Annotated in this window: 26 protein-coding genes; 17 read left to right on the forward strand and 9 right to left on the reverse strand. The window is 67.2% G+C overall.

The window, feature by feature from the left end; all coding sequences use genetic code 11:
- Positions 1-16: 16 nt before the first annotated feature.
- From AKJ09_RS05670 to AKJ09_RS05680, 3 genes are all read right to left on the reverse strand, one after another.
- Positions 17-1,240, reverse strand: a complete 1,224-nt coding sequence (locus tag AKJ09_RS05670) for an aspartate aminotransferase family protein (RefSeq protein ID WP_240488399.1) — start codon at positions 1,238-1,240, stop codon at positions 17-19.
- Between the two features lie 173 nt (positions 1,241-1,413).
- Entirely contained in the window at positions 1,414-2,199 is a 786-nt protein-coding gene (locus AKJ09_RS05675) for an HAD-IIB family hydrolase (RefSeq protein WP_146646157.1), read from the reverse strand.
- Positions 2,196-3,410, reverse strand: coding sequence for a class I SAM-dependent rRNA methyltransferase (locus AKJ09_RS05680; RefSeq protein WP_240488400.1), 1,215 nt, complete (start codon positions 3,408-3,410; stop codon positions 2,196-2,198). The genes AKJ09_RS05675 and AKJ09_RS05680 overlap by 4 nt, the downstream gene beginning before the upstream one ends.
- Before the next feature lie 307 nt (positions 3,411-3,717).
- Here AKJ09_RS05680 and AKJ09_RS05685 point away from each other — a divergent pair, with 307 nt between their 5' ends.
- On the forward strand, positions 3,718-4,608 hold the full coding sequence (locus AKJ09_RS05685) for an outer membrane beta-barrel protein (RefSeq protein WP_169927280.1): 891 nt from the start codon (positions 3,718-3,720) through the stop codon (positions 4,606-4,608).
- Positions 4,605-6,182 (forward strand): apolipoprotein N-acyltransferase, encoded by a 1,578-nt coding sequence (gene lnt, locus AKJ09_RS05690; RefSeq protein WP_169927281.1) that lies wholly within the window; start codon positions 4,605-4,607, stop codon positions 6,180-6,182. The genes AKJ09_RS05685 and lnt overlap by 4 nt, the downstream gene beginning before the upstream one ends.
- A 24-nt stretch (positions 6,183-6,206) precedes the next feature.
- Here the strand turns inward: lnt and AKJ09_RS05695 are convergent, their stop codons facing one another.
- Entirely contained in the window at positions 6,207-7,601 is a 1,395-nt protein-coding gene (locus tag AKJ09_RS05695) for a dienelactone hydrolase family protein (protein ID WP_205633612.1), read from the reverse strand.
- A gap of 13 nt (positions 7,602-7,614) precedes the next feature.
- A complete protein-coding gene (locus AKJ09_RS05700; RefSeq protein WP_205633613.1) occupies positions 7,615-8,598 on the reverse strand; it encodes a DMT family transporter in 984 nt (327 codons plus the stop codon).
- 133 nt (positions 8,599-8,731) lie between these two features.
- Between AKJ09_RS05700 and AKJ09_RS05705 the strand changes: the two genes are divergently transcribed.
- A complete protein-coding gene (locus tag AKJ09_RS05705) occupies positions 8,732-9,631 on the forward strand; it encodes a LysR family transcriptional regulator (RefSeq protein ID WP_146646162.1) in 900 nt (299 codons plus the stop codon).
- Between the two features lie 97 nt (positions 9,632-9,728).
- On the opposite strand, the gene AKJ09_RS05710 is transcribed toward AKJ09_RS05705, so the two are convergent.
- Together AKJ09_RS05710 and ybeY are read right to left on the reverse strand one after the other, a co-directional pair.
- Positions 9,729-10,043 (reverse strand): HU family DNA-binding protein, encoded by a 315-nt coding sequence (locus tag AKJ09_RS05710; protein WP_146646163.1) that lies wholly within the window; start codon positions 10,041-10,043, stop codon positions 9,729-9,731.
- Positions 10,044-10,401: 358 nt separating this feature from the next.
- Positions 10,402-10,944 carry an rRNA maturation RNase YbeY gene (gene ybeY, locus AKJ09_RS05715; RefSeq protein ID WP_275936610.1) on the reverse strand — a complete coding sequence of 181 codons (543 nt, stop codon included), beginning with the start codon at positions 10,942-10,944 and terminating at the stop codon, positions 10,402-10,404.
- A 173-nt stretch (positions 10,945-11,117) separates the two neighbouring features.
- On the opposite strand from ybeY, the gene AKJ09_RS05720 reads away from it, so the two are divergent.
- The 14 genes from AKJ09_RS05720 (at position 11,118) to AKJ09_RS05785 (ending at position 24,015) form a co-directional block, all read left to right on the forward strand.
- Positions 11,118-11,849 carry a glycosyltransferase family 2 protein gene (locus AKJ09_RS05720; protein WP_146646165.1) on the forward strand — a complete coding sequence of 244 codons (732 nt, stop codon included), beginning with the start codon at positions 11,118-11,120 and terminating at the stop codon, positions 11,847-11,849.
- 11 nt (positions 11,850-11,860) lie between these two features.
- Positions 11,861-13,423, forward strand: coding sequence for a C45 family autoproteolytic acyltransferase/hydrolase (locus AKJ09_RS05725; RefSeq protein WP_146646166.1), 1,563 nt, complete (start codon positions 11,861-11,863; stop codon positions 13,421-13,423).
- 7 nt (positions 13,424-13,430) lie between these two features.
- Entirely contained in the window at positions 13,431-14,075 is a 645-nt protein-coding gene (locus AKJ09_RS05730; RefSeq protein ID WP_169927282.1) for an outer membrane lipoprotein carrier protein LolA, read from the forward strand.
- A gap of 126 nt (positions 14,076-14,201) precedes the next feature.
- Entirely contained in the window at positions 14,202-14,600 is a 399-nt protein-coding gene (locus AKJ09_RS05735; protein WP_146646168.1) for a hypothetical protein, read from the forward strand.
- A gap of 154 nt (positions 14,601-14,754) precedes the next feature.
- Positions 14,755-15,339, forward strand: coding sequence for a GNAT family N-acetyltransferase (locus tag AKJ09_RS05740; protein WP_146646169.1), 585 nt, complete (start codon positions 14,755-14,757; stop codon positions 15,337-15,339).
- A 52-nt stretch (positions 15,340-15,391) separates the two neighbouring features.
- Complete coding sequence (locus tag AKJ09_RS05745; protein ID WP_169927283.1) at positions 15,392-16,480, forward strand: OmpA family protein; 1,089 nt, start codon at positions 15,392-15,394, stop codon at positions 16,478-16,480.
- Positions 16,477-17,583, forward strand: coding sequence for a hypothetical protein (locus tag AKJ09_RS05750; RefSeq protein ID WP_169927284.1), 1,107 nt, complete (start codon positions 16,477-16,479; stop codon positions 17,581-17,583). The genes AKJ09_RS05745 and AKJ09_RS05750 overlap by 4 nt, the downstream gene beginning before the upstream one ends.
- A gap of 84 nt (positions 17,584-17,667) precedes the next feature.
- Complete coding sequence (locus tag AKJ09_RS05755; RefSeq protein WP_205633614.1) at positions 17,668-18,813, forward strand: ABC transporter permease; 1,146 nt, start codon at positions 17,668-17,670, stop codon at positions 18,811-18,813.
- 2 nt (positions 18,814-18,815) lie between these two features.
- The gene (locus tag AKJ09_RS05760) at positions 18,816-19,571 is read left to right on the forward strand and encodes an ABC transporter ATP-binding protein (protein WP_205633615.1); all 756 of its coding nucleotides are present in this window, start codon (positions 18,816-18,818) and stop codon (positions 19,569-19,571) included.
- Positions 19,571-20,542 (forward strand): MlaD family protein, encoded by a 972-nt coding sequence (locus AKJ09_RS05765; RefSeq protein WP_146646172.1) that lies wholly within the window; start codon positions 19,571-19,573, stop codon positions 20,540-20,542. The genes AKJ09_RS05760 and AKJ09_RS05765 overlap by 1 nt, the downstream gene beginning before the upstream one ends.
- Complete coding sequence (locus AKJ09_RS05770; protein ID WP_146646173.1) at positions 20,539-21,180, forward strand: ABC-type transport auxiliary lipoprotein family protein; 642 nt, start codon at positions 20,539-20,541, stop codon at positions 21,178-21,180. Before AKJ09_RS05765 ends, AKJ09_RS05770 begins: the two co-directional genes overlap by 4 nt.
- Before the next feature lie 135 nt (positions 21,181-21,315).
- Positions 21,316-22,422, forward strand: a complete 1,107-nt coding sequence (locus AKJ09_RS05775; protein ID WP_146646174.1) for a hypothetical protein — start codon at positions 21,316-21,318, stop codon at positions 22,420-22,422.
- A 2-nt stretch (positions 22,423-22,424) separates the two neighbouring features.
- Positions 22,425-23,081 carry a hypothetical protein gene (locus AKJ09_RS05780; protein ID WP_146646175.1) on the forward strand — a complete coding sequence of 219 codons (657 nt, stop codon included), beginning with the start codon at positions 22,425-22,427 and terminating at the stop codon, positions 23,079-23,081.
- Between the two features lie 103 nt (positions 23,082-23,184).
- A complete protein-coding gene (locus AKJ09_RS05785; RefSeq protein ID WP_146646176.1) occupies positions 23,185-24,015 on the forward strand; it encodes a hypothetical protein in 831 nt (276 codons plus the stop codon).
- Positions 24,016-24,024: 9 nt separating this feature from the next.
- Here AKJ09_RS05785 and AKJ09_RS05790 read toward each other — a convergent pair whose 3' ends face one another.
- A complete protein-coding gene (locus AKJ09_RS05790) occupies positions 24,025-24,852 on the reverse strand; it encodes a hypothetical protein (protein ID WP_146646177.1) in 828 nt (275 codons plus the stop codon).
- Complete coding sequence (locus AKJ09_RS05795) at positions 24,849-26,327, reverse strand: serine/threonine protein kinase (RefSeq protein WP_146646178.1); 1,479 nt, start codon at positions 26,325-26,327, stop codon at positions 24,849-24,851. The genes AKJ09_RS05790 and AKJ09_RS05795 overlap by 4 nt, the downstream gene beginning before the upstream one ends.
- Positions 26,328-26,433 lie beyond the last annotated feature (106 nt).

Raw genomic sequence — 26,433 nt, forward strand, 5'->3', positions numbered from 1 at the left:
CGCGACGTCGTTCGAATCAGACGGGCGGAAGGCCCGCGAGGACCTTGCGGACCGCAGCCACGCCTTCCGCGAGCTCGGATTCGGTCACGACGAGCGGCGGCGTGAAGCGAAGCACGCGATCGCCGGCCGCCGTGAGCAGAACGCCGGCATCGGCAAGCTTCGGCAGGATGTCGCGAGCGACGTACCCCTGCTTGAGGAGAAGACCACGAAGCAGGCCTTCGCCTCGCTCGCCGTCGCAGACGTTCGGGAGATCTCGCACGACCTCGAGGAGCATCGCACGCAGGCGCTCGCCCTTCGCCTTGACCGACGCGACGATCCCCTCCTCGTCGAGGATGCGAAGCACCGTGCGAGCCGCGCAGCACGCGAGCGGATTGCCGCCGAAGGTCGAGCCGTGCGTGCCCGGCGGAAGTGCCGTGGCGAGCTCCTCGCTCGTCAGCATGGCACCGATCGGGAAGCCACCGGCGAGGCCCTTCGCGAGCGAGATTGCGTCGGGGCGGACTTCACCGCGCGTATCGCTCGCCTGATAACCGAACCAGCGACCGAGTCGACCGATGCCCGTCTGAACCTCGTCGACGAGCAGAAGCGCACCGTGCTCGTCGCAGATCGCGCGCAGCCCCTCGAGGAAGCCTGCCGGCGCCGGGAGAACACCGCCCTCGCCTTGCACCGGCTCGACGATGACCGCCGCGACGTCGCCCTTCATCTCGGCCTTCACGGCCGCGAGGTCACCATACGCGACGTGGGTGACACCTTCGACGCCGCCGAACCCTTCGCGGTACTTCGGGGTGCCCGTCATCGAGAGCGCGCCCATCGTGCGTCCGTGGAACGCGTTGTGGAACGCGATGATGCGCGTGCGCGGGAGGCCCTTCGCGTGGAAGTAGCGACGCGCAAGCTTGAACATCGCTTCGTTCGCCTCGGCGCCCGAGTTGCAGAAGAACGCGCGCGAGAGCCCGCTCAGACGGCAAAGCTCGTCGGCGAGGAGGACGTTCTCCTCGTTGTAGAAGTAGTTCGAAACGTGCATCAGACGCGCGGCCTGCTCGCCAATCGCGGCCGCGAGCTTCGGATGCGCGTGACCGACGGAGCACACGGCGACGCCCGCCATGAGATCGAGCCAGCGACGTCCTTCCACGTCGAAGAGCTCCGCTCCACGCCCGCGCGCGAGCATCATCGCGGCAGGCTTGTAGTTCGGGTAGAGGCGCTTCGAAGCGAGTTCGAGGAGCTCGGCGGACGTTCGCGTGGTCATGGTGGTGCGCGAAGATACTCGAGGCTCGCCGGCGGCGGAAACGGACACGTGCATGAGTTCATCGTGCCGCGCCACCGGACCTCCCCGTAGAGCCAGATCGGACATTTCGAGGGTACCAGGCAGCCCGCAGCCCGCCGCCCCACCGCTGAGGTCGCGTGCCGGAGTGCGTGCCGCTAACGCGCGGAGAGGATCTTGGCGGCGATCTCGGCGAAGCCCTCGCCCCGTTCCTTGGAGGCAACCCAGCGCGGCGGAAGGCTGAGCTGGCGGAGATGGGCGCGGACGTTGGCGACGCCGAACGTGAGTCGGAAGGCCGAGAAGCAGGCGGCGTCGTTTCCACTGTCGCCGACGAAGGCCCAGCGGCCGAGCGCGGCGCCAGGATCCTCGCCGAAGCGCTCGCGAAGGAAGCGGACGGCGCCCGAGGCTTTGTCGTCGCGTTCGTAGGTGGCGTGGATGTGCACCGACGAGCGCGTCGTGCGAGCACCGGCCGCGACAATCTCGTGGGCGATGGCCGCGATCGTTTCGGGGTCGAGCTTGTCTCTCTCGCCGATGTCCCAGGCCACGTCCGAGCGGCGTGCGTGCACGTCGTCGGCGAGCCTCGCGCGCGGCACCTTCTCCGCGACCGTGGCGACCAGGAGGGCGAGCCTCTCGCGCCGCACGGCGACGTCCGCCGGCTCGCCGCCTTCGTCGATGGTCACACCGATGCCATCGCGAACCACGTGCACCGCACCGTTCTCGGTGACCGCGCCATCGATCGGCCACTGCCTCGCGAGGACTTCTCCCCAGCCGCTCGGACGCCCTGTGACGGCAACGAGGTGGAGCCCGGCGTCGTGCAGCGACCAGATCGCTTCGTATGCCGCACGCGTGAGGACGCCGTGCGAGAGGACGGTGTCGTCGAGATCGAAGAGCACTCCGCGGAGACCGCGTAACGAAGCGCGATCGACCTCGGCGAGCGGCCTCATGGCGTGACGGGGGCGGTCGAACGCGTGCTGCGGGGTTCGACGCGCGCGATGAGCGCCTTCAAATAGAGGCCTTCCGAGAAGGCGGCAGGCACCGGGTGATCGGCCCCCTGGAAGGCGCGCTCGAGGACGATCGCATCGACGTTCGCGCGAACCGCGCCGGTGGCGAGGGCCCGCGTGAGAGCGGCGAGATCGACCGCCGCGGAGCACGAACAGAGAACGAGGAGACCGCCCGGCTTGACCGCCCGACATCCGAGCTCGGCGACCTTGGAGTATTGGACGAGAGCCTGCTCGCGTGCGCCGCGCGAGGGCGCGAGTCGCGGCGGGTCGACGACCGCGAGATCGAAGCTCGCGTGGGCTTCCTGCATGATCCGACGCGCATCGCCACGCTGGAAGCGAATCACCCCTGCGAGGTCGTTCGCGCGCGCACACTCGGCACCGACTTCCATCGCCGCGGCGCTCTCGTCGACGGAGACGACTTCGGTGGCGCCACCGCGCGCGGCGGCGAGGCCGAACGCACCGATGTACGAATATGCATCGAGAACGCGCTTGCCTTTGGACAGCGCCTCGACGCGACCACGAAGCTCACGTTGGTCGAAGTAGAACCCGGTCTTCTGTCCGAGGTCAAACGGGATGGTCCACGCGAGCGCACGCTCGCGGAAGGAAAGCGTGGTGACGTTTTCCCCGCGAACCACGCCCTGCCCGGGTGTGAAGCCTTCCAACTTCGCGGCGTTGGCCGGCGTGCGGTCGATGATCGCCCGCGGGCGAAACGCCTGGCCGAGAGCCTCGAAGATCATCGCTTCACGTTCCTTCATGCCGAACGTGAGGAGCTGCACGACGAGGACGTCCTCGAACTTGTCGACGATCAGGCCAGGAAGCCCGTCGCCCTCCGCGTGAACGACGCGGTACCCGGTGGTGTCCGGCGAGGTGCCGATGCCGAGGGCTTGGCGCGCGGCCAGCGCACGCTCGAAACGCGCGCGAAAGAACGACGTGTCGATGGCCGTCGTTTCGTCACGGACCAGGATCCGCACCGGGATCGCAGACCCCGACGAATAGAACCCGCGACCCAGGAAATTCCCGCGCGGATCGACGACCCGGACCTCCGCGCCTCGTGTCGCGCCGCCTTCGACGCGCTCGATGGCCTGGGCATAAACCCACGGATGACCGGCCCAAACGGGCTGAACGTGACCGGGTTTCAGACGAACGGTAGCCAACGAGCGGTGCTCTTTACACGACGACTGGCCGGAGGACGAGGCGCTCGAAAGGCCCGATGTGGCAAGCTCAGCCGCACATCCCCCTACCCCACCGGTCGACGAGCCCCGGGCGGGGACCTTGGACAACGGTTGTCGGCCCGACGTGAACGGTCGGATACAGCTTTTCTCGCCGCCTCCGAAATCGGCCATAATGCCCGTGGGCGCCGCGTCGTTCCCCGTGGCACCTGCGTTGCTTTGGGGAGCATCCAGACGAGGTTCGGAGCCGGGCACTCCCGGGGCCTGCTCGTCATCGGAGGCACGGTCTGACATGAGCAACACGTTCCGGCTGTCCGGCAATCCAGCGCTGACCGCGTTCAAGAGGCTCTCCTTTGCAGGCGCGCTCGGCACATGCGTCCTCGCAGTGCCTGCCATTGCCCACGCGGACGACAAGGACTGCCCGCCGGGCAGCTGGTTCTGCGGGGAGACGCAGCCTCCGCCTGCCGCGTCCGGAAACAACAGTCTCCAGCCTTTGCCTGTGGAGGGCAGTAGCAAGGCGGAGACGAAGGCCGACGCCAAGCCCGCGTCGCCTCCGCCGCCGGTCGTCGTGTACCAGCCGCCGCCCTCGACGGTGGTGGTCCAGACCCGCGAGGCGCCTCCGCCCTACTACTACGTGCCGCGTCAGGCTCCGCCGCGGAAGCGCGAATGGGGCCTCAACCTGCACCTCGGCGGCCTCATGATGGGTGACGGCCGCGACGGCAACACCGGCATGGCGGTCGTCGGCCTCGGCCTCCGCTTCCGCCCGGTGCCGGCGTTCGCCATCGAAGGCGACCTCGATTTCGCCGGCGGCCGCGACTACAACGGCTATCGCCGCAGCGAGACCGGCTTCACCTTCAACGGCATCGTGTTCCTCAACCCGAAGAGCAAGACACAGGTCTACCTCGTCGGCGGCTTCGGCTGGTCCGGTGCTCGCGCGGTCGACGATCGCTCGGGTTACAACGAGACCGAGTACAGGTACGACTACTTCGGCGTGCAGGGCGGTGGTGGTCTCGAGTTCCGTCTCTCGAGAACGGTCGCCTTGAACGTCGACGTGCGCGGAATCGTCCGCGGCCGCGTCGACGACGATCGCCATACGCATCCCGAGTTCGTCGATGGCAACGGCCGTTCGACGAACACCTCCGGCGCGGGTGTCATCCAGGGCGGCCTCACGTTCTACTGGTGATCGCCGCGAGCGAGCCGCGCCACGACGGCGATGCCCGCTCGCGCAAACCTCGGTGGACGTCCGTCCTCGCGGCGGCGAGCGGTGCGCTTTTCGCGACCGCTGCGCCGCCGTTCGACTTCTATCTCGGCATTCCGCTCGGCCTCGTAGGGTTCGCCTACGCGCTCTTGCCGAGTGACGAGGCGCGCGGTCATCGCCGGCGCGGCGCCTTCGTCGGCTGGCTCTTCGGGCTCTTCGCGAACCTCGTGGCCCTTCGGTTCGTGCCGGAGGTCGTCGTGCGCTTCGCTTCGCTGCCCAGCATCGCGGGGTGGACGGCGCTCGTCCTGCTCTCCGCTGCGCAAGCGATCCCCTGGGCGTTCGCCGGCCTCGTCATTCGCATCGTCCGCACGCGCCTTCCCGACGTGCCGTCGTGGCTCGCCTTCGGCACCGGCGTGTACGTGGCGACGTTCGTCCCCGCGGTCTTCCCGTGGACGCCCGCCGGCGGCATGACCCCTTGGCCTGCGTTCGTGCAGACGGCCGAGCTGATTGGTGAGCGCGGGACGACGTTCCTGATCGCGGTCGTCGCTGGACTCTGCGCGCTGGCCATCCAACATGGGCGCGAGCGCGCCTTCCGCACGATGGCGCTGGCGCTCGGCGTCGCGACCGCCATCGTCGTCGTGATGCTCGGCTGGGGAACGCTTCGCATGCGCCAGGTGGCGCAGCTCCGCGAAGGAGCCCCACATGCGGACGTTGCCCTCGTACAGCCCGGCTTCGACGCCTACGAGCGTTGGGACGCTTCGCGCGCCGTGACGATGCTCGATCGCCTGACCGCGCTCACGAAGAGCGCCGAGTCACGCGGCGCGGAGCTCACCGTCTGGCCGGAGTCGTCCTATCCGTACACGCTTCCTCACGCCACGCGGCACACGCCGACCGGCTCGCGCGCCATCCTGCAGTACGGCGTGCGTGGCCCCGTGCTGACGGGCGTGTACATGAGCGGCGGCGCCGGCCTCGGTTACAACTCCGCGGTCCTCGCCACGGCCGACGGCACCGTCTCCAAGCCCTACGACAAGCGTCACCTGCTCTGGTTCGGCGAAACGGTCCCGCTCGCGGATTCGTTTCCGTGGCTGCGCAAGGTCTTCGCGCGCGGCACTGGTCTCGTTCCGGGAACCGAGTCGGTGCTCTTCACGACCGACGCGATTCGCGCGGCGGTCCTCAATTGCTACGAAGACACCCTTCCCCAGGCGGGGCGTGAAGCGATGGAGGTTCGGCCGAACCTCCTCGTGAACGTCACGAACGACGCGTGGTTCACCGGCAGCGGCGAAGGCGAGCTACATCTTCGTCTGGCCGCGCTGCGCGCCATCGAAGCGCGGCGCGATCTGGTCCGCGCCGTCAATCAGGGCCCGACGTCGTTCGTCGATGCGACCGGCCGAGTCCGCGCTCGCTACTCGGACGCCCTGCCCGCAACGCTCCAAGTCTCTGCGGCCCTGCTCGAGTCGCCCGTGACGCTCTTCACACGCTTCGGCGACGCGCCCCTGGTCCTTCTTCTGACCGCCTCGCTCGCGTTCCCTCTGGCCCGCTCTCGTCGAACGAATCGCTGAATCGCGGACCCCTCGAGCGCCAATTCAGGCCAGGGCCTTGCTGAACAGGGCCAGCAGCCGTGACCATGCCCGCTCCGCGTGGGGCCGGTCGTAGGCCTTGGTGTCGAGCGCGCACCAGCCATGCATCGTGCCTGGATAGACCTCGATCTCTGCGGCCAGACTGGCCTTGGCGTAGGCTTCGCGAAGAAGGGCCTTCGCGTCCGGGTCTTTCGCGTCGTCATTCTCCGCGATCCCGATGAGGGCGCTTGCCCTTGTTCTGGGAACGAGCAAATGGGGGCTGTCCGCCTGCTGCGTGACGAGGTTGGCGCCATGAAAGGACGCGATGGCCCCGACGCGATCGTTGCGATCGTTGCCGTCGTTCACTGCCGCCGCCGTACGGACGGCCATTGCCCCGCCGATGCAGTAGCCCATCGTGCCGAGTTTTCGCTCCGGATCGACAGACTTGTGCTGGGCTAGAAAGCCGGCCAATGCCACGGCGTCCGTCATGGTCATGTCGGGCGTGATCGCGTTGGCGAGGCTCAGCACCTTTTCGCGCCCTGCCGGCTCATTGAAGGCGTCGGCATCGACGCGAATGGGCGCGACTGTGTGTCGGTAATAGGGATTGATCACGAGAACCGAATATCCGGACCTCGCAAGCCGCTTGCCGATCGTCCGAAAGGCCAGTCGTAAGCCGAGAGCATCGGGCCACAGAATCACGCCCGGATAGGCTCCGCTCACCGGGTGGACGAAGTAGCAATCAGCCACGCCGTCCGGCGTCCTGACCATGACCTCGCTTTCGCAGACGCTCGACGCATGCGCCGCGACGGTGAAGCGGGACCGACGATGCTTCGGAGACTCCGCTTCATCGAGCAGGGCCACGGCGAAGTCCTCTATCGAGATCGTCGAGGTGCCATCGGAATCGAAGAGCAGCTCGTCTCCGCCTGACCGATAGCCGCCGGTGCGTTCGCCCGGCACGAGCAGGGCGGGTGGACTGAGGTAGGTCCAATCCGCTGCGGCATCCGCGGTGCAGACGTCGAACTGCGCGCAGCATGCGATGGCGATGTCGCGCACGAAATCGGGCACGTATCGGGCATCATCGACGAGTAGGCCGCCCGTGTCCGGGACCTTCAGGCTCGCAGCACCCCCGACCAGAAGGAGGCGCACGCCCGATCGCGTGACCCCGGCCAGAAGCGACTTGGCCATCGTGACGAGCTGCTGCTCATTCCCCGGAGCCGGACGCGTGGCGCTGATGACGAGGTCCTGGCCGGCGCTGAGCGCAGCTACCTGATCGACGCTGGTCGCGTCACCGATCCGACCTCGCGCTCCAGCGGGCAGCGAGGAAAGCCGGGACTCGTCACGAACCACGGCCGTCACCTCGTGGCCGCGCAAGAGCGCCTCCCCGACGATGCGGGATCCGACGCTTCCTGCTGCTCCAAACACCGTTATTCGCATGTCATCGAACTCCTGTTGAACGGATCGAAGATGGCGCCGCGGAGCGGCTATCCGGCGTGGTCGCATGACCGGCCGGCAGAGACCGAGACTTGGGATCTGCACTCCGACGCTGCAGCAGGGCTATCGCCAGGACCACCAGAACCGCGCCCGGCAGCCAGCGCCAGGAGATGCTCTGCGGCTCCGTGACGAAGAGCACGAGCATCGAGACGATCGGGGGCGCGTAGGAATATGCGCTCGCCGCTGCAGGTGTCAGAACGGCGCCCGCGCGCTGCATGAGCCAGAACGTGCCGCCGGTAGAGAACACTCCGAGGTAGGCCAGCAGCAGGACGTCCGAGAGCTTCAGGTCCGCCAGGCCCTGCAGCTTCTCCTCGATGAGGCCAAGAGCGCCGACCAGAACGCCGCCAATGACGAGGCTCCAGAACGTGCGAACGACAGCCCGCTCGGAGAGCCAGCGTCGCGAGAGCGCCCACCTGGTCAGCACGGAATAGAGGGCGAGCCCCAAGCAGCCGGCAAAGAACACAGTCTCACCGGCCCCCAGGTGCAAACCGCCCTGCACTCCGGCGAGGCGCCCGCCGCTCTCTGCCCAAGAGATGCCCAGTGAACCACAGGCTCCGAGCGCGAGGATCCCGAGGAGGCGCCCGCTTGGGTGCTCCACCCGAAAGCCGAGGCCGAAGCAGTAAGCCAGAAACGGCACACTGACATAGAGCACCGTCATCGACAGCGCACTGATCCGGTGCGCGGCCCAGAACATCGCCCCGAAGAATGCCGCCTGGCACAACCCCAAGACGCTGTAGACCGCAAGCGCGGCCATCCCGGGAAGCCGCTCGGGCGTGCGCCGCATCAGCGGGAGCAGAGCGACGGCTCCGACGGCGAACCGAAGGGCGGTCAGCAAGAGGGGCGGCAGGCCTTCCCTCGTCAGTCCCACGACCGTGAATGACAGCCCCAGGATGACAGCCCGGAGCAGCATCTCCAGATGGGCGCGCATCGTGCCCCGGTCCATAGCGATCGACCTCCAGCGGCCGCGCTCACCCGTCGGCCGCTGTTGAGAGGTAATTCATTGCTCCCATCGGATTAATATGCGAGGTGCCCAAGAGACCATTCACCCACGGTGAACGATCATGGATCGGTTGACGGCGCTGAGCGTGTTCCGGCAAGTCGTCGAGTTCGGCAGCTTCGTCGCGGCCTCCCGGCGCCTTGGCCTGTCACCGGCAGCGATCAGCAAGAACGTCAGCGAGCTCGAAGCCCATCTCGGCGTGCGGCTTCTCAACCGGACGACTCGGCGCGTGAGCCTGACCGAGGCGGGCTCCCTCTACTACGAGCAGATCACGCGCGTGCTCGACGACCTGGATGCGGCCGACAGTTCGCTCGGGCCTCTCCAGCAAGTGCCGAAAGGCGTCCTGCGCATCACCGCGCCCGTGACCCTGACGCTTCTTACGCCCCTGTCGCGGGCGATGCCGAAGTTTCTCGATCGCTATCCCGAGCTCTCGGTCGATCTGCGAATGGAGGATCGTCGGGTCAACATCGTGGAAGAGGGATTCGATCTCGCTATCCGCGCGATGGACAGTCTCGAAGATTCGAGCCTTGTCTCGAGGAAGCTCATGACGACGCGGCACGTGGTGTCTGGTGCGCCGTCCTACTTCGATCGCTTCGGCGTGCCCGAGGATCCGGCGGATCTTCTCCGCCACAGCTGTGTGCAGTTCACACTGTCCGGCCACCCCGATGAGTGGGTGTTCCATCGCGGCGACCGCACTGTCCGCGTCCCGATCGACGGCCGCTACAAAGTGACGTCCAGTCTGGCCGTCCGCGATGCTCTCTGCGCCGGCTTTGGGCTTAGCCTGATCCCGTCGGTCTATGTCAGCGAAGAACTAGCAAACGGGCGCCTACGCACCGTTCTCGACGATTGGTCCGCCGTCGATCTGTCGGTCTACGCAATCTATCCCTCGAGGCGTCATATCGTCCCGAAGGTGCGCGCGTTCGTCGATTTCCTCGTCGAAGAGCTGGGCGCCGGGAGCGGGTAGAAGACCTTAAAAGGCTCAGGGCGCTGCCTTCCTCTCGGAAAGAGCGCCCTGCGAGCATTTCGATGACGCGTCGTTTTGGTGACGCGTCAGCGAAGAATCACTGGATGAGGTCCTTGAGCGCCTTGAGGGCGGTCGCGCGAACCTTCTTCGACGCGGGCTTGGCCGCGAAGTGCTGCATCTCGCCGGTGAAGGGGTTGCGGCGCTCGCCGGCCGGGATCGCCTTCTTCTTGACCGTCTTGAGCTTGAGCAGGCCGGGGATAACGAACTCGCCGGGGCCGCGCGGGCCGAGCTGCTTCTTGATGAGATCCGTCAGGCCTTCAAAGACCTTGTTGACGCTCTTCTTATCGAGCTCGCTGTACTGAGCAATATCCGAAATGACCTGGGCCTTCGTCATGCGCTTCGCAGCAGCCATTGTGATTCCTCCTGTCGAACTCTACGACGTCTTTCGTCGTTCGCTCTCGCGTTTCAATCGCCCCAGGTCGTCCGTGATCGCCCGACTTGAATGGTCCAAGTGGAGCGTCAGTGAGCGAGTTGGAAGAGGTGAAAGAAGCTCGAGTGCCCCGCCGCGGGCCCGAATTTTCGGCTCGGAACCGCTGCACGCCGTCATTGCTACACCCCGCCGTTCCATCCTCGCAAGGGAAAATCGCGGGTATCGCGCGTTTTCGTGCAGGTCGACGTAGCCATGGACCCACCCTGAAAGCTCGTGTTTTTCGGCAGGGGCGAGGCCTTTCCCTGCCTGCCCATTCGTCTTTCTCCGACGCGGGCCCCGCTTAACGGGCCTTAGGTTTCCGTGACAGACCCCGTTTGGCTGCTGGCTTTGAAGCGGCCTTGACGCGCTTGGCCACGGCCTTCCGAGCGGTCTTTGGACGAGGGCTAGCCGCCTCGGCGGCGGAACACAGGCGGGCCGTCTCCGCCTTCATGCGGCGGTCCTTCGCTGCGGTGTCGTGGTCCCAACCCAGGAGATGAAGCAGCCCGTGGGCGAGGAGCATCGTGACTTCGTCGAGAACTGCAGCGCCTCTCGAAAGAGCCTGTTTGCGGGCTGTCGGGACGCTCACGATGACGTCGCCGAGGACGTCGCCCGCGAGACTGCCGTACTCGCCTTCGTGCATCGCGAACGCCAGAACGTCGGTCGGACGATCTTTACCGCGATAGACTTTGTTCAAATGATGGATCTGCTCATCATTGGTTAGAACGAATGATACGTCCGACTTCTCCAATTGAAGGAGACGGATCATCGCATTGATGCGACGCCGTACTTCGGTCCGGGGAAGGCCAGCGTGAGGTCCGTGCTCGACAGTGAGTGCGATTGCCACGGGCCGCGCGAGTAGCCTTTGCAGAGGCGCCGGTCAACGTGCAACATTACGCGCCGATGACGCACGCGCTCCGCGACGCCCGACACGAAAATGCGCGAGGCGCAGACGCGGGCGGTGCAGACACGAGCGACGGCCGCGCTGAGGCGCGAACGCCGAGCACCGTACCGACCCCGATGCCGTTCACCCCAGGCCAGCCGCTCGCGAGCACGTGGCTCTCCCGCGCCTGCGTGATCGTCCCCGCACTCGACGCCGAACGAACGCTCCCCTCCGTCATCCAATCGCTGCGTGCGTCGCTTCCGTTCCTCGCCGACGCGATTCTCGTCATCGACGACGGTTCGCGCGATCGGACGGCGAGCGTGGCCGCGCGCCTCGGTTGCGAGGTGCTCTCGCACGGGAAGAACCGCGGCAAGGGGGCCGCGCTCCGCGCCGGCCTGTCCACCGCCCTCGCCCGCGGGTGTGAGGTCGCGCTCACGGTCGATGCCGACGGACAGCATCCAGGCGAAGACGCCTGTCGCGTGATGCTCGCCTCCGACGATCCGGAGGCGCTGGTGCTCGGCATCCGCGATCTCGATCGCGCCGGAGCGCCGAAGAAGAATCGCTTCTCCAACGGCATCTCGAACATGTTCCTCTCGCGGTTCGCCGGGCGCGCGCTCCGCGATACGCAGTGCGGCCTGCGTCGATATCCCGTGCGTCGCACGCTCGCCCTCGGCGCGCGAGGCGAGGGTTACGACTTCGAGGGCGAGATTCTCCTGCGCGCCGCATGGGCGGGCGTCACGATCGTCGAAGAACCCATCCAGGTCCTCTACCCCGAAGATCGCGTGACGCACTTCCACGTCGTCCGGGATCCCTTCCGGATCGTGCGCACGGTCGTCGCCGCACTTGGCGAACGCGGACTGCGCGGCTAAGAACCTGGGCGATGCTCGCCTGGGCGAGACGCCACAAGAAGAAGCTGACAGCGCTGGGCGTGGGCGTGGGCGTGTTCGGCCTCGCGCCGCTCGTTGCCCATCTCACGGTAGAACGGATGGTGCGTCTCACGCCGCCAGCCATTCCCGAGACGTCGCTCCGCCTCTCGGAGTCGAACGGCGTGCGAACCGCTGGCAAAGGTTGGGCGCGCGTCTTCGGAAGCAAGCCTGGATCGGGGCCCGGCGTGAACGTCGTGCAGCTCGCCGGGACGCCGGAAGAGATCGGCACGGAGCACACGACGCTCCTCCGTGATCACATGCTCGCGAACGAGTCGGTCCTCTGGGACGGCTTCTCGAACGTGGTGCCCTTCACGCCGGCGCGCGCGCTCCTCTTCGACATGGGGCGCTACCGCTATCGCAACGTGCAAGACGGCTTCCCCGAACCGCGCAGGCGCGAGCTCGCCGCCGAGGCTCGTGCGTTCGATCCGGACCCGTACGCGTCGCACATGCCCACGTACCCGCGCATGGTCTTTCTCCACGCGCTCTACGACATCGCACTCAGCTTCGAGCATTCGCCACTCCTCGGCACAGGGCCGAGCCCGGGCTCGAAGCCCCGACCGCAGCTCGACGGGTGCACGGCGTTCGGCCTCGGCCCCGACGCGACGAGCGACGGCCATGCCCTCTTCGCGCGTGCGTTCGACTTCGAAGCGGCCGACGTCTTCGATCGCGACAAGGCTGTCTTCGTCGTGCGCGAAAACGGCGCCATCCCCTTCGCCAGCGTTTCGTGGCCGGGCCTCGTCGGGGTGGTGACGGGCATGAACGCCGAAGGCGTGGCCGTTGCCGTCAACGGAGGTCGCGCCGGCACGCCGAAGACGACGGGGATCCCGGTGGCCTTCGCGCTCCGCGAGACGCTTTCGCACGCGCACGACACGGCCGAGGCCGTCGCGATCTTGAAGCAGCAAGACGTGATGGTCTCGCACATCGTTTTCGTCGGCGACGCGAAGGGGCACTTCGCCGTGGTCGAGCGCGCTCCCGGCACGCCGGCCTTCGTGCGTAGCGACGTCCCCGATCCCGCGCGGGTGGGCATCACCAACCACTTCGAAGGTCCGCTCGCGTCCGATCCGAGCAACCTGCACGTGCGCGAGACGACGACCACGTTGCCTCGTCGCGCCCGCATCGACGAGCTCCTCCATGGGGTTGCACCGAAGAGCGCAACCGTGGCCAGCAGCGTCGGAATGCTCCGCGACCATTCGTGCGCTGGCTCGGACAAGTGCGAGCTCGGCGACCGGAAGACCATCGATGCCCTCATCGCCACCCACGGCGTGGTCTTCGATCTGACCGCGAAGAAGGCCTGGGTTTCCGAGGGGCCGCATCTTTCGGGCCGCTTCGTGAAGATCGACCTGGCATCCATCGTCTCACATGAAGATGGCCCCCCACCGGACACCGACGACGACGCCGTCCCTGCCGACGAAATCCTCGGCGACGCTCGCTACACCGAAGGGCGCGCGCGTGCCGGAGGGCCTCTCCTCGGACCGGAGCTGCCCCTCACCACGGGAGGCAAGCATGCATCACCGTGAGGCCACATTGACGCGTCGTCGCTGGCTCTTCGGAGCGCTCGCGCTCACCGTGCTCGTGCCGGCGGCTGCACGCGCCGACGAGCCGGCACGTGAACGGCTCGAGGGAGAGAAGCTCGATCCGCTGCTCGCCGAGATCGCCAACGCTCGCAAGTCGCTCAAGTCGCTCCGCGCGAACTTCACGCAGGAGCGCAAGATGGTGCTCCTCGCAACCAGCGTGAAGTCGACGGGACAGCTGGCGTTCGTCGCCCCCGATCGCCTCCGCTGGGAGCTCTTTGCACCGGACGACGTGATCTACTGGGTGGGCCCCGAAGGGCTCTCGTACCGAACGCGCTCCTCGAAGGCCACCCTGCCCTCCGCGGGTGCGAACGTGGCGAAAGGCCTCGCCGATCTGCGTGCGCTGCTCGGCGGCGACCTCGGCACGCTACGCGAACGCTATGTCCTCGTGGGATCCAAGGGCCCGAACGACGTCGAAATCGTCGGGACCGCCAAGGATCCCACCGCGGCGGTTCGCGGCTTCACGCTCGTGCTCGACAAGTCGCTGGTCGTTCCGGTTCGAGCACGCCTCCTCGAAGGAAAAACGGACACGGTCGACATCGCGTTCAGCAACGCCACGCCGAACGCGCCGATCGATCCGAAAATCATGCGGCCCTGAACGGTTGGGCTCGGCCGACCGCCCTCGCCCCTCGCCCTCGCCCTCTCCGCCCCGACCCGGCCTCGAAAAACTTGGCCCAGGCCCGAAGGCGGGTCGATTTTGCTCCGACCCTGGAGGAGTGAAGCGATGGCCCTACCCGCGAAGGTCGAATCCACCGGCACGCACGTTCCGGAACGCAGGCGGCACCGCGTCTACGTGACGCGAAACACCGAATATCACTTCCGCGACGGCTTCTGCGTGGCCGTGCGTGATCGCCGCACCGGCGACTTTCTCCAGGGGCACCTTGCCGTCCGCCGTCGCCTGCACGGGGGCCTCAAGTTCTACGGCAACGGGGCGATCATCCCGAACGCAGGCGATCCGGTTCCGGGCGAGGCGCTTTACTTCGCTGCCGATGGACGTGACCTCGTCACGAGCCCTGTCGAGAGTATCGAGCGACCGGCCAAAGCCGTGGTTCGGGCCTACCCCACGCCGCCGCCGCAGGTCGGCCGATCGAGCCGCAAGTCGAACGACGACGACGATTGCTGACCCGATCCTCGAGCGCGCCGGCGCAACCGGTTGGGCTGACGTAACGGTCCGACGTCTTTCCGTGCGTCGGCCGTCGCGACAGACCTCTGCCCTCGCCCATGGTGGTCACCGAAATTCTTGGTCCACGCAAAGGTCGCCGCTGTAATCTCGAACCGTGCTGGTCGTTCCCCCCCGTTCGGAGCTGCGGTCGCGCCCCATCGAGACGGCTCGGCTCATTCTTCATCCGCTCGACGCAACCGACTCGCGCGATCTCTGGACCACCGTGGAGGGCTCTCGCGCCCACCTCGAGCCGTGGCTCCCGTGGGTTCCGTTCAACATCGATCTCGAATCGAGCGGTCGCTACGCCGAGGCGAGTGCCGGCGATTGGGATGCAGCTCGTGCGTGTCGCTTCGCGATTCGTGACCGCGCGACGCGACGCTTTCTCGGCGTCATCGGCCTCGAGGCCTTCGCGCATCTGCACGAAAGCGTGGAGCTCGGCTACTGGCTGAGACTCGATGCGTGCGGGCGCGGTCTCATGACCGAAGCCGGGCGCGCCGTGGTCGATTGGGCCCTCGGCCCGGTGAACGCCCATCGCGTTCGCGTCGCCGCGGCGACCGACAACCACGCGTCGCTCGCGGTCATCGGCCGGCTGGGTTTCCGGTTCGAAGGCATCGCGCGTCAGGCCGAGCGCTGCAACGGGCGTTGGCTCGATCACGCGGTGTTTGCGCTGCTCGTCACCGATCCGCGCACCAAAGGCTGACGCTCCTCTCGAGGAGGCTCAAGGATCGGAGCGCGCTTCCGTTCACCGGGGTGTGCGCCCTCGTATCCTCATCGTGCTGGCCATCCTCGCATGGAGCCAGCAAGCCTCGGCGGATCCATTCCGCGTCCACGTGAGCGCCGGCGCGGCACACGCCGTCGGCAAGCCTCAAGGTTCCGAGTTCGGAGCCGGCGGCGCGGGTTCCGCGACCGTCGAGCTCTCCCTCGCCCGCACCATCGGTGTGCAGGCGAGCGGAGGCGGCTTCGTTCTCTCGTCGAGCTCTTCTTCGGAGACCGGCGTTGCATCCCACTCGACCGGTACCGCGTTCCTCGGAACCGTCGGCGTGCGCGTCCGTCCTTTCGGCGCCAGCCACGAAGGCGGACTCTGGCTCGATGCGAACGGCGGCTTCGCGCAGACGGGCAGCTTCGCGCGCCCGGCCTTCGACGGTCACGTTGGTTGGGACTTCCGCGCGAGCGACGAGAGCAAGTGGGGCCTCGGCCCCTTCGTCGGCTACACGCAGATCGTCCAGCCGGACGACTCGTTCCGTCCGGACGACGCGCGTGTCCTCGTGGCCGGTGTTTCCTTGAGCTTCGGCTCGGCCGCGGCCCGCAAAGCGGCCCCGCCTGCGGCCGAACCTACGCCCCCGCCGGTCGCCGCGCGTGACGGCGTCGTCGAAGCGAAGGACGAGTGCCCAGATCCGAACACCCTGCCTCCGGGCACGCAGGTTCCCGAAGGGTGCGAAGGCCCCGCAGTGAAGCTCGTCGGCGATCGTCTCGAGATCGACGATGTCATCCTCTTCGAGTTCGACAGCCCGCGCATCCGCGTCGAGAGCCGGCCTCTCGTGAAGCGCATCGCGCAGTTCATCTGGAACCACTCCGAGATCATCGAGGTCGTGGTCGCCGGTCACGCCGACGCCGTCGGTACCGATGCGTACAACCAGAAGCTCTCCGAGCAGCGCGCCGAGAGCACGCGCGCGATGCTCATTCACTTCGGCGTCGACGCCTCGCGACTGCAAGCGGTGGGCTACGGCAAGTCCCGCCTGAAGTTCGACACGCAGGGTGCGGATGCACGTAACCGTCGCGTCGAATTCATCGTTTCCGGCACGACCACGCCGGCCGCAGCAGGACACAGGAGCAAGCCATGAGACGCGTTTCACGAATCACGGCGCTGCTCGCCATCGCAGCCGCGGCCGGTTGCACCTTGGACAATGCGCTCGTCGGTGGACGATGCGCGGACGGCTTCGTCCAGTCGAATCAGGAGTGCGTGCCCGAGAGCTCGGCTCCCGCCCCCTCCGGAAGCACGACGCCGACGGCGGTGACCGACGCAACTCCGCCCCTCGACGCCGGGTCGGATGCTCCCGACACCACCCCGCTGCCGGACGCCTCCACCCCGGACACGAGCGTGCCGGACTCCAGCGCCCCCGATGCGGAGGAGCCGGACTCGAGTACGCCGGACACGGGCGCTCCCGATGCGCCGCTCGTCTGCGAGGCGCCGCTCGTCGCTTGCCGCGGGCAGTGCCTTTCGGTCGAGAGCGACGGCCAGAACTGCGGAGCGTGCGGGAAGATCTGCCCGTCGAACATCTGCGTGGCCGGCGTGTGCCAGGGCGCAACCCCGGGTGACGTCGTCGTCATCGGCCACGACTTCGCTCAAGCATGGCTCGGCTCGGCGCAGGCCAAGGTCTTGCTCAACGCGATGACCATTCCGACGACCGATCCGATCCGCGTTCTGAGCTACGAGGACGGTGCGTCGCCGCTGGCGGTCGCGCAGGTCCGGGCGCTCGTGACGTACGGAATCCACGGCCGCGGAGTGCAGATCGTGCGAGCGCCGGACGCGAGTGCACTGACCTCGCCCACGCTCAGCACGTACTACGACGTGGTCCTCGTCCACGACGGCGCCGGCCTCACCCCGGCTGCACTCGGAGCGAGCTGGGCAACGAGCCTCGGCACGTTCACGCAGAAGGGAGGCGTGGTCGTCGCACTCGACGGCGCGTCGTCGGACATGCCCTCGCTCCTCACGGCCTCGGGACTCGTCTCGGTCGCAAGCCACGCGCCACTTGCGGAGGGTACGCACCTCGAGGTCTCCGCCCCGGCCGACGTCGTCGGCGCGCAGGTGCTCTCGCCGTACGCAGCGATCGGCGTCACAGTGGGCTTCGGTGGCGTCTCGGCGCCCGATCTCACCGTGGTGGTTCGCGAGAAGACCGACGCCGGCGACGGCACCCCAGTCGTCGTCCACCGCACCGTGCGCTGACCCGCTCCGCACGTCGCCACGAGGGCGAGCACGGTCCAGGTCGTGCTTTCCCTCGTGGCCCCGACGACCGCGTCTGCGCACGGAATGCGCTGGCGCCGCGCACACAAGCAACGCGGCGAGCCGGCATTTCGTTTCGAACGCGAAGGCGAAGGGCTCATTCGCCTCGCCGGGGAGCTTCGTCTCGAAGACGCCGCCGAGCTCTGGCGCCTGCTCCACGAGGCCACGAACGGCCTGAAGGCAGGCAAAGTGATCGTCGACGTCGACGGGGTGACGAAGGCCGACGGCGGCTCGATGGCCCTTCTCGTGGAGCTGCGCGCAGAGCTCGCCGCACGCGGCGTGGACATGGATGTCACCGGCGCCTCGAAGGTCGTCGAGCCAATCGTGTCGCTCTACATGTGCGACGAGGCGCCGTGTCCGCTCTATCGACACGAGACCGAGAGTACGGTCGCCCAGATCGGACGCGCGACGATCCACGTCGGACACGAAGCCAAGGAGATCGTCGGCTTCTTCGGGGAGATGGTCCTCGCTGCCGTGCGGCTCGTTCGTGCCCCGCGCTCGGGCCACTGGCGAGACGTCATCCGGCTCATCGAGCGGAGCGGCGCCGACGCCGTGCCCATCGTCCTGCTCATCAACTTCCTCATCGGCTTCGTCATGGCGTTCCAGTCCGCGCGGGAGCTCAAGCTCTTCGGCGCGAACTTGTACGTCGCCGACCTCGTGGGTATCGCCCACACGCGCGAGCTCGCGCCTCTCATGACCGCCATCATCGTCTGTGGCCGATCGGGCGCAGCGTTCGCCGCCGAGATCGGCTCGATGAAGGTCTCCGAAGAGATCGATGCGCTCCGCACGCTCGGCCTCGGTCCGTTCGGCTGGCTCGTCGTCCCTCGCGTCATCGCCCTGATGGCCGTGGTCCCCGTGTTGACGCTGCTCGGTGACTTCATGGGGATCCTCGGCGGCATGCTCGTCGCGGTGAGCGATCTCGATCTGTCCGTGCGCGGTTACTTGCACGAGACCACGCTCTCGGTCGAGCCGATGGACGTCGGGACAGGCCTCCTCAAGAGTGCCATCTTCGCGCTCGCGATCGCGCTCATCGCTTGTCAACAAGGCTTCGCGGCGACCGGCGGTGCAGAAGGCGTCGGCAGGCGCACGACGGCCACCGTCGTCGCCTCTCTCTTCGCGCTCGTGCTGATCGACGCGCTCGTGACCGTCGCCTTCCGGGTCGTGGGGATCTGACGATGGCGGATCCCATGCTCGACGTGCGGGGGCTGACGATCGGATGGGGCGAGGTTCCTCTCATCCGCAACATCACGTTTCGCGTGAACCGCGGCGAGGTGTTCGGCATCCTCGGAGGCAGCGGGAGCGGAAAGTCGACGTTGCTCCGCTTCCTGATCGGCCTCGAGCCGGTGAAGACGGGTGAAATCGACGTCGCAGGGAACGGACCGCCGAATCTCGACGACGGCCTCCCGCCCTACGGAGTGATGTTCCAGAGCGGCGCTCTTTTCGGTTCGATGAACGTCGTCGAGAACGTGGCCCTGCCGCTCGAGGAATGGACCGACCTTCCGCCCGATGCCATCCGCGCCATCGCCCGCGCGAAGCTTCGCATCGTGGGGCTCGAGGCCGCCGCCGAGAAGTCGCCCGCCGAGCTCTCCGGCGGCATGCGCAAGCGTGCAGCGATCGCCCGTGCGCTCGCCCTCGAGCCCTCGCTCGTCTTCCTCGACGAGCCCTCGTCCGGTCTCGATCCCATCACGTCCGCCGAGCTCGACGAGCTGATCCTGACCCTCTCGCGCGCGCTGGGCCTCACGGTCGTCGTCGTGACGCACCAGCTCGACAGCATCTTCCGCATCGCCGATCGCGTGCTCATGCTCGATCGGCCGAGCCGAAGCGTCATCGCGATCGGCGACCCGCGCGCGCTGCGGGACAGCGACGATCCGCGCGTTCGAGATTTCTTCAATCCGGACGCTGTCGCCGAACGAATCGCGAGGGAACACTGATGGCGGCAACGACCAACCAGTACAAGCTCGGTCTCTTCGTCATCCTCGGGTTCTTGGCTGCCGTCACCGCCGCCATCGCGCTCGGAGCCCTGAGCTCGCGCAAAGAGAAGATCGTCTACTACACGTACTTCAACGAGTCGGTCCAAGGCCTCGACGTCGGGGCGCCGGTGAAGTTCCGCGGCGTCACGATCGGACACGTCTCGGAGATCGCGGTGGCGCCCGATCATCGTCAGGTCGAGGTCGCCCAGGAAATCAACGTCCAGGACGTCGAGCGCATGGGACTCACGGGCGAAGGCTTCCCGACGAAACGATTCCTCGTACCGCCCGACCTTCGCGCGCAGCTCGGGTCGCAAGGCATCACGGGCGTGAAGTACGTGTCGATCGACTTCTTCGACCCGCGCGTGTTTCCGCCTCCCGTGCTGCCCTTCCCGCCTCCCGCGAACTACATTCCGGCGGCACCGAGCCTGGTGAAGAATCTCGAGGACTCGGTGCAGAAGGCGATCGAGCGGCTTCCCGAACTGCTCGACAGCATCACGGTCGTCATCGGACGCGCGAACCGTATCCTCGCCTCGTTCGAAGACGCGGGCGTGAGCGACCACGCGGCAAGCACATTCATTCGCGCCGAAGAGGTTCTCGCCGTCCTTCGTTCGAGCATCCTGCATATCGATCAGGCACACCTCGGCGACCGAGCGTCCGAGACGCTGACCGAGGCGAAAGCCGCCGTCGCGAAGTTGAACGTGCTGCTCGAGAAGTTCGACGGCAACGAAGGGATCCTGGCGGCAGCGCAGCGCACCGCCGATTCCGCCGCGCAGCTCGGAAACGACGCCCGCGGAACGACGCGCGAGCTCGAGAGCACGCTGCGTGACGTGGGTGAGGCCGCCCAGGCGATCCGTTCGCTGGCACAGGCCCTCGATCGCGATCCTGACATCCTCGTCAAAGGGCGTTCGCAGGCAAAAGGAAAGTCGCCATGAGACGCCTGGTTCTCGTCCTCGCGCTCCTCGGCCCCTGCGGGTGCGGTTCGGCGCTGCTCGAAAAAGCGGCGGTGGTACCGATCCGCTACTACACCCCCGAGCGCGTCGTTCCTCGGCTGACGTCCGCCTCGCAGGTCACGGAGATGGGGCCGACGCAGGACAGACCGCCGGCGCCGAAGCTCCGCATCGGACGCGTCACCTCGGGGATCCATCTCCGCGAGCGCATCGTGCACCGTGACGCCGCGTTCGAAGCAGGCTTCTACGAAGAGCGCCGGTGGACCGAGCGGCCCGAGGAGTTCGTGCGTCGAAGCCTTTCGCGCACGCTCTTCGAGGAACGCGGACTCACGCGGTCACTCGAAGGCGGCGCCCCGACGCTGGACGTCGACCTGCTCGCCTTCGACGAGCTTCGTCGAGGCCCGATGCACATCGCGCGCATCCAACTTCGAATCCTCCTGCACGGCGACCGCAACGTGCTCGCCGAGGAGACGCTCACCGTCGATCGTCCGGCGCTCGGCGACGACATGGACTCGTTCGTTGCCGCGATGGCCGACGCTCTCGAGGCAACCTCGCACATCGTGGCCGACCGCGCGGTCTCGGCGCTCACGCCGGCGAGCGTGCCTGCGAACTCCGTGAGGTAGCGCGGTTTCTCCGCGGAAAACTCGCGCCCGGCGACAAGCTCATCCTTTTATTGAAATTGACTTCCGTTTTCATTTAATCAATGAGGAGGCACTCTGCTCCCCTTCGTGGAGCTGCTTGCCAAGGAAGCGACGCGCATGCGCCCCGTCACGACCCGCCTCGTCAGCCTCTTCATCGCGGCCACTCCTCTCGTCGGCATCGCTGCCTGTTCGAGCAGCGACGATGACCTCGCCCAAGCCTCCTCGGCGGAGACGCCACAGGGCGGCTCGTCCACGAAAGACGCCGGTGGTTCGAAGAACGACGCCGACGCTTCGAAGTCCGACGACGAACCGACGACCACGAAAGACGCCGGGAAGGACGCCAAAGCCGACGGCTCCGTTGGCGATGCGAGCAACGATGGATCGACCGGTGACCCCGGCACGCCGTGCACCTCGGTGGGCGAGATCTACGAGCGTGCGTGCGGCGTCTGCGGAAAGCAGATCGCCTCGTGCAGCCCGAGCCACGTCGTGACGGGCTACGGCGCGTGCAACGAGCCTCCGAAGGCGTGCGCGCCTGGCACCATCGAGACGACTGCCGCCTGCGGCTATTGCGGAACGACGAAGCGCACCTGCAACAACGCCTGCGAGTGGGTCGAAGAGGCCTGTCAGGGCGAGGTCACGAGCCCCACGCGCTGCCTGGCAGGGACCATCGACAATCGTGACGAGGGCTGCGCGCCCGGCATCAAGCGTCCTTGGAAGTGCGATGCCACCTGCGCGTGGACCGCGCCGACGATCTCGTGCGAGGAGGCCACGCGCCTGCTCGTGCTCGGCGAAACGGTCGGCTCGAAGACGACGCGTCAGTTCACGCAGCTCGACTCGAAAATCAAGCGCCTTACTTCGAGCGGCACGCCGTGCAAGCTCTCGACGGCGACGGACAGCTATTACGCGTACGTCGAGGTTCGAAACCCGCACGCCAAATCCGCGAAGGTCGACCTCTTCGTGCGCGAGCCGGCGGGTCAGCCAGCCATCAGCGTGCTCGTCTCGGCGTACGCCACGCTCCCCGACAGCAGTGCGGCGGCGCGCCAAGCTTGCCTGACCGGCACCGAGCTCGCGTGCTTCCACGACATCAGCTACCGCGCCTGCCTCATGGATGACGACGCCGTGACCGTTCCGGCGAACGGCTCGGTGTGGGTCTACATCGGCAACTTCGACGGCACCGACCCGCGCGCGACCTTCGAGCTCACAGCCTCCATCACGGCGCTCTGATCATGCAGTCGCGAACCATGACACGCGTGCTCGGGGTCCTCGTTCTCGCGACTTCGTTCGCCTCGGCATCGGTGGCCGCGTCGGGCTGCGCGACGGGCGAAGAGCTCCTGGCCTATCCCGTCGACGCCAGCAGCTCGATGCCGAACGACGAAGACCACACGATCCCCGATGCCTCCGGGACCAAGCGCGACGCAGGCAAGACCGACGCAGGCAAAGACGCGGCAACCAAGGACGCGGGCGGCATCGACTGGGGTACGCCCCGTCCGAGCGGACCACCCACGGGTTCGGACTGCACGAAGGTCGGCGAGGAGTACGAGAACACCTGCGGGCAGTGCGGAATCCAGATCGCTCTCTGCCTCGACGGCAAGGTGGGCGCTTATGGCCCCTGCCGGAACGAGAAGCTCGGTCTCGGCAACTGCATCCCCGGGACGAGCAGCGCGAGCGCCTGCGGCTACTGCGGCACGAAGATCACGGCGTGCCGCAACGACTGCACCTGGACCGAGACGACCTGCAAAGGCCAGGTCATCGCGAGCGATCGCTGCATGCCAGGCGATATCGAGCAGCGCGTGGCCGATTGCGAGGACGGCGAGAAGCGCACCTTCGCCTGCACGGACACATGCACCTGGGGCACTCCCTCCTCGTGCATCCCATCACCCTAGCCACCGAGTTCGTCGCTCTAGTCTCGCGTCGCGAGCCAGCGCATACTTCCACTCCGTGACCACGGGGTCGGCGCGCCGAAAGCACTCGCGACGAAGCGAGACGATGCGAGGGCGCGCGTTCATGGGCCTCCTCGCGCTTGCCGGCGCCGTGGGTTGCGGATGGATTGCGCCACTCCACGACCGTGATCCAGACGGACAGAGTCAGACCGATCCGCAAGACACCACGAGCCAGCCGCAGGATGCGGGCGTCACGCACGACGTCTTGGTCGAAGCCGAAGCCGGCGACGTTCGGGACGCCGCGCCTCCCTTTTGCGGGACGAATGCAGGCGCGCTCTTTTGCGACGACTTCGACGACGGCGGCGTCGGGGACGAGTGGAGCGGAACGGACGTGGTCCCCGGAGGGAACCTCGCCCTCGACGTCGACGTCGACGCCTCGCCATCGCGCGCCCTGCATGCGAGCGTGGGCCTCAAGGCCACTCTCCCACACGCCTTCCTCTTCAAGGACCTCGCCGACGGACCGCGCAACGTGACGTGTTCGTTCGACGTCTTCCGCGACACGCAGGGCGACGATATCTCCGCGGCTCTGGTCTATGCATTCGAGCTGAAGAACGGCAACAGGTACTGGCGGCTCGCCTTCACGCTCCAAGCGGGAAAACTGTCGATCGACGAGTTCCGAGACACGTACACCACCCACCTCCCCAAGACGTCCGATGGGACCGTGCCGAACCGGCAATCGGTCCACTTCGACGTCTCGGTCGTCTTCACCCCCGCCCCTCGTCTCGAGGTCAGGGTCGACGACAAGGTCGTCGTCGGGACGTCGAGTATCGATCCCAACCTCGACGCCGGAACGCTCCGGTCGACCATCGGGCTCGGCTTCACCGGCGGACCGATGGCGGCGTGGTCGATGCGCTACGACAACTTCATCTGCCGATGAGAAGTGAGCTCAGAATCGGCCGGACCAGATCGCCATGGGCGTTCCTGCCGGTGAGGTCCGGACGTCGAGAGTGGACACCACGGGGACCGAGCGCTTCGGGCGGGTGAGGTAGAAGACCGTCGCGAGACCGAGCGACACCACACCGACGCCGAGCGAGATCTCGGAGAGGGTGCCCTTCCGCTCGACGCTGCTCCTCTGCGCGTCGTCGCAACCGATATCGCAGTGCTTGGCATCGCGGTCGCTCAGGTAGAGCGCGCCGAACGTGGCCCAGCCGGCGATGCCCAGGACGCCCACGCCTCCGAAGATCCAGGCCGTCGCCGGTATCGGACGTGTCTCGATCGAGTCGGGATACGACGTCTGAACGGCGGCGGAGGCGACCTCGTAGGTCACGCCGATGGCTCGGTTCTTTTCGCCCTCGGAGAGAACGCCGTCACGCGTCACGTCGGCGCTTCCCTGCCGCGAGAAGACGAAGTGATGGCTTCCTGGATCGAGCTCGATCGCGCGCGAGCCGAGAGCCACTCCGGACGAACCATCGATGGCCACCAAGACGCCAGGCACGTCGACGGCGTGTCCGTCACGAGCCGTCAGAACGACCGTGGGAATCGAGGCATCGACTTCGCTCTCCCATCGCGAGCAGGCGCGAACGACTTCACTCGGACACTTGTTGCGCGCACAGATTCGAAACTGCTCGCGGGCCGCAAGCAGCGCTCCTTTCCTACGGAGCTTCTGTCCTTCGACGGGAGCCGAGAAGCACTCGTTCGATGTCGAAGGTTCGGCCCAGGCCGTGGTGTCGGCGAGCACGACGAGCGTGAACGCCGCGAGTGCACCGAGCTTCACTTGCACTCCTCGACGAAGTGCGTGATGCCGGACTCGTCGATGTAGGAGCGAACCGTGCAAGGCGCGGTGGGGGTGGCGCGCGCGCTCGAACGAGGCGCGCTCGATGAGGCCGCGCTCGACGGGCCCGCGCTCGATGGGACCACGCTCGATACTTTCGGCGCGACATGCGATGCAGCCACCACCGTCCGTGCGCGGCCTGCATCGGGTGCCGGGGCTTCAGCCGAAAGTGTCACGGCAGGTGATGCTACGACGGAAGCCGCGGCTGGCGGAGGCGAAACGGGCACCGGCACCGCGACGTGCTCGACGGCCGCGCGCGGAGCCGTCGACGTGCCGGAGACGGAGCTCCGGACGAGGTAGCCGGTGACGAGGGCCAGGACGGCGACTGCTCCGATCAGCCACCTGCCCCGTCTTCGAGGCGTGGGAGGCGGAACCGTCTTCGGCGCATCGATCGACAAGGACGCGGTCGTCTCGATCGGCGCCGTGCGCTCGCTGGGAGGCGGCAGCGGCGCGGGGGTCGCGCGCTGTTCGACGTCCTCGGTGTCGCCAGCGGTGGTCTCGATCCGTGCCACGTATCGCGTGCGTTCGACGAGCACCTCGCCAGCGCGGGCCGCCACCCACTCCGCGACCCGACGCGGACTCGCCACGGGCAGACTCGCTTCGAGCGCGACCGCCATCTCGTGCGCCGTCTGGAATCGCTTGCCCGGCGCTCGCTCGAGCGCGCGTAGGCAGATCTCGTCGACGGCGGGCGGCACGTCCGGATTGAGCTCACTCGGAGGTTCGATCTCGCGATGGAGAACGGCCGCGAGGGTCTCGGCCTCGCCCGGTCGACCGAAGAGCCGCTCCGACGTGAGCGACTCCCAGAGAAGGATGCCCGCCGCAAACACATCCGTGCGGCAGTCGATCTCCTTTCCGGTCACCTGCTCCGGGGCCATGTAAGCGAGCTTCCCACGTACCTCGCCCTCACGTGTCGAGTAGACCCGACCGAGCGCTTTGGCGATCCCGAAGTCGATGACACGCGAAGTGCCATCGGCTCCGACCATGACGTTCTGAGGGCTGACATCCCGATGAACGAGGTGAAGTGGTTTGCCGTCGTCACCTGTCACTTGGTGTGCCGCGTGGAGACCATGGAGCACTCCACACACGATGGCGGAGAGCACGCCGAGCGGGACGCGCGTGCCCTCGCCGTTCTCATCGAGGCGAAGAAGGTGCACCAGCGAGTCGCCATGCACGTACTCCATGACGATGAAGAGCTCGCCATCGAGTGCCACGATATCGAGGGTTTGCGCGACATTTGGATGACGAATGCGCGCCGTCAGACGCGCCTCGTCCATGAACATGGCGACGAAGGCTGGGTCCTTCGCGAATTGAGGGTGGAGCCTCTTGATGGCCACCGTTCGCGCGAACCCAATCGGTCCACGGAGACGTCCGTAGTGGATCGTGGCCATCCCCCCCGCGGCGATCTCCTCATGGATCACGTAGCGTCCTACGACGCGCGGAGTCGCTGGTACCACGAATTCAGATTACCCAATTTCGTTCCGTAAACGTAGCCCGGGTACTGGCCCGACGTGGGATGTCGCCGTA

The sequence above is a fragment of the Labilithrix luteola genome (assembly GCF_001263205.1).
Lineage (GTDB): Bacteria > Myxococcota_A > Polyangia > Polyangiales > Polyangiaceae > Labilithrix > Labilithrix luteola.

Coding starts and splice junctions, on each gene's coding strand:
- AKJ09_RS05780 (WP_146646175.1), top strand. CDS start 22,425: ATGCAGTCGCGAACCATGACACGCGTGCTCGGGGTCCTCGTTCTCGCG.
- AKJ09_RS05685 (WP_169927280.1), top strand. CDS start 3,718: ATGAGCAACACGTTCCGGCTGTCCGGCAATCCAGCGCTGACCGCGTTC.
- AKJ09_RS05675 (WP_146646157.1), bottom strand. CDS start 2,199: ATGAGGCCGCTCGCCGAGGTCGATCGCGCTTCGTTACGCGGTCTCCGC.
- AKJ09_RS05775 (WP_146646174.1), top strand. CDS start 21,316: ATGCGCCCCGTCACGACCCGCCTCGTCAGCCTCTTCATCGCGGCCACT.
- AKJ09_RS05720 (WP_146646165.1), top strand. CDS start 11,118: ATGCCGTTCACCCCAGGCCAGCCGCTCGCGAGCACGTGGCTCTCCCGC.
- AKJ09_RS05770 (WP_146646173.1), top strand. CDS start 20,539: ATGAGACGCCTGGTTCTCGTCCTCGCGCTCCTCGGCCCCTGCGGGTGC.
- AKJ09_RS05750 (WP_169927284.1), top strand. CDS start 16,477: ATGAGACGCGTTTCACGAATCACGGCGCTGCTCGCCATCGCAGCCGCG.
- AKJ09_RS05765 (WP_146646172.1), top strand. CDS start 19,571: ATGGCGGCAACGACCAACCAGTACAAGCTCGGTCTCTTCGTCATCCTC.
- AKJ09_RS05705 (WP_146646162.1), top strand. CDS start 8,732: ATGGATCGGTTGACGGCGCTGAGCGTGTTCCGGCAAGTCGTCGAGTTC.
- AKJ09_RS05735 (WP_146646168.1), top strand. CDS start 14,202: ATGGCCCTACCCGCGAAGGTCGAATCCACCGGCACGCACGTTCCGGAA.
- AKJ09_RS05785 (WP_146646176.1), top strand. CDS start 23,185: ATGCGAGGGCGCGCGTTCATGGGCCTCCTCGCGCTTGCCGGCGCCGTG.
- AKJ09_RS05670 (WP_240488399.1), bottom strand. CDS start 1,240: ATGACCACGCGAACGTCCGCCGAGCTCCTCGAACTCGCTTCGAAGCGC.
- AKJ09_RS05725 (WP_146646166.1), top strand. CDS start 11,861: ATGCTCGCCTGGGCGAGACGCCACAAGAAGAAGCTGACAGCGCTGGGC.
- AKJ09_RS05700 (WP_205633613.1), bottom strand. CDS start 8,598: ATGCGCGCCCATCTGGAGATGCTGCTCCGGGCTGTCATCCTGGGGCTG.
- AKJ09_RS05760 (WP_205633615.1), top strand. CDS start 18,816: ATGGCGGATCCCATGCTCGACGTGCGGGGGCTGACGATCGGATGGGGC.
- AKJ09_RS05710 (WP_146646163.1), bottom strand. CDS start 10,043: ATGGCTGCTGCGAAGCGCATGACGAAGGCCCAGGTCATTTCGGATATT.
- AKJ09_RS05755 (WP_205633614.1), top strand. CDS start 17,668: ATGCGCTGGCGCCGCGCACACAAGCAACGCGGCGAGCCGGCATTTCGT.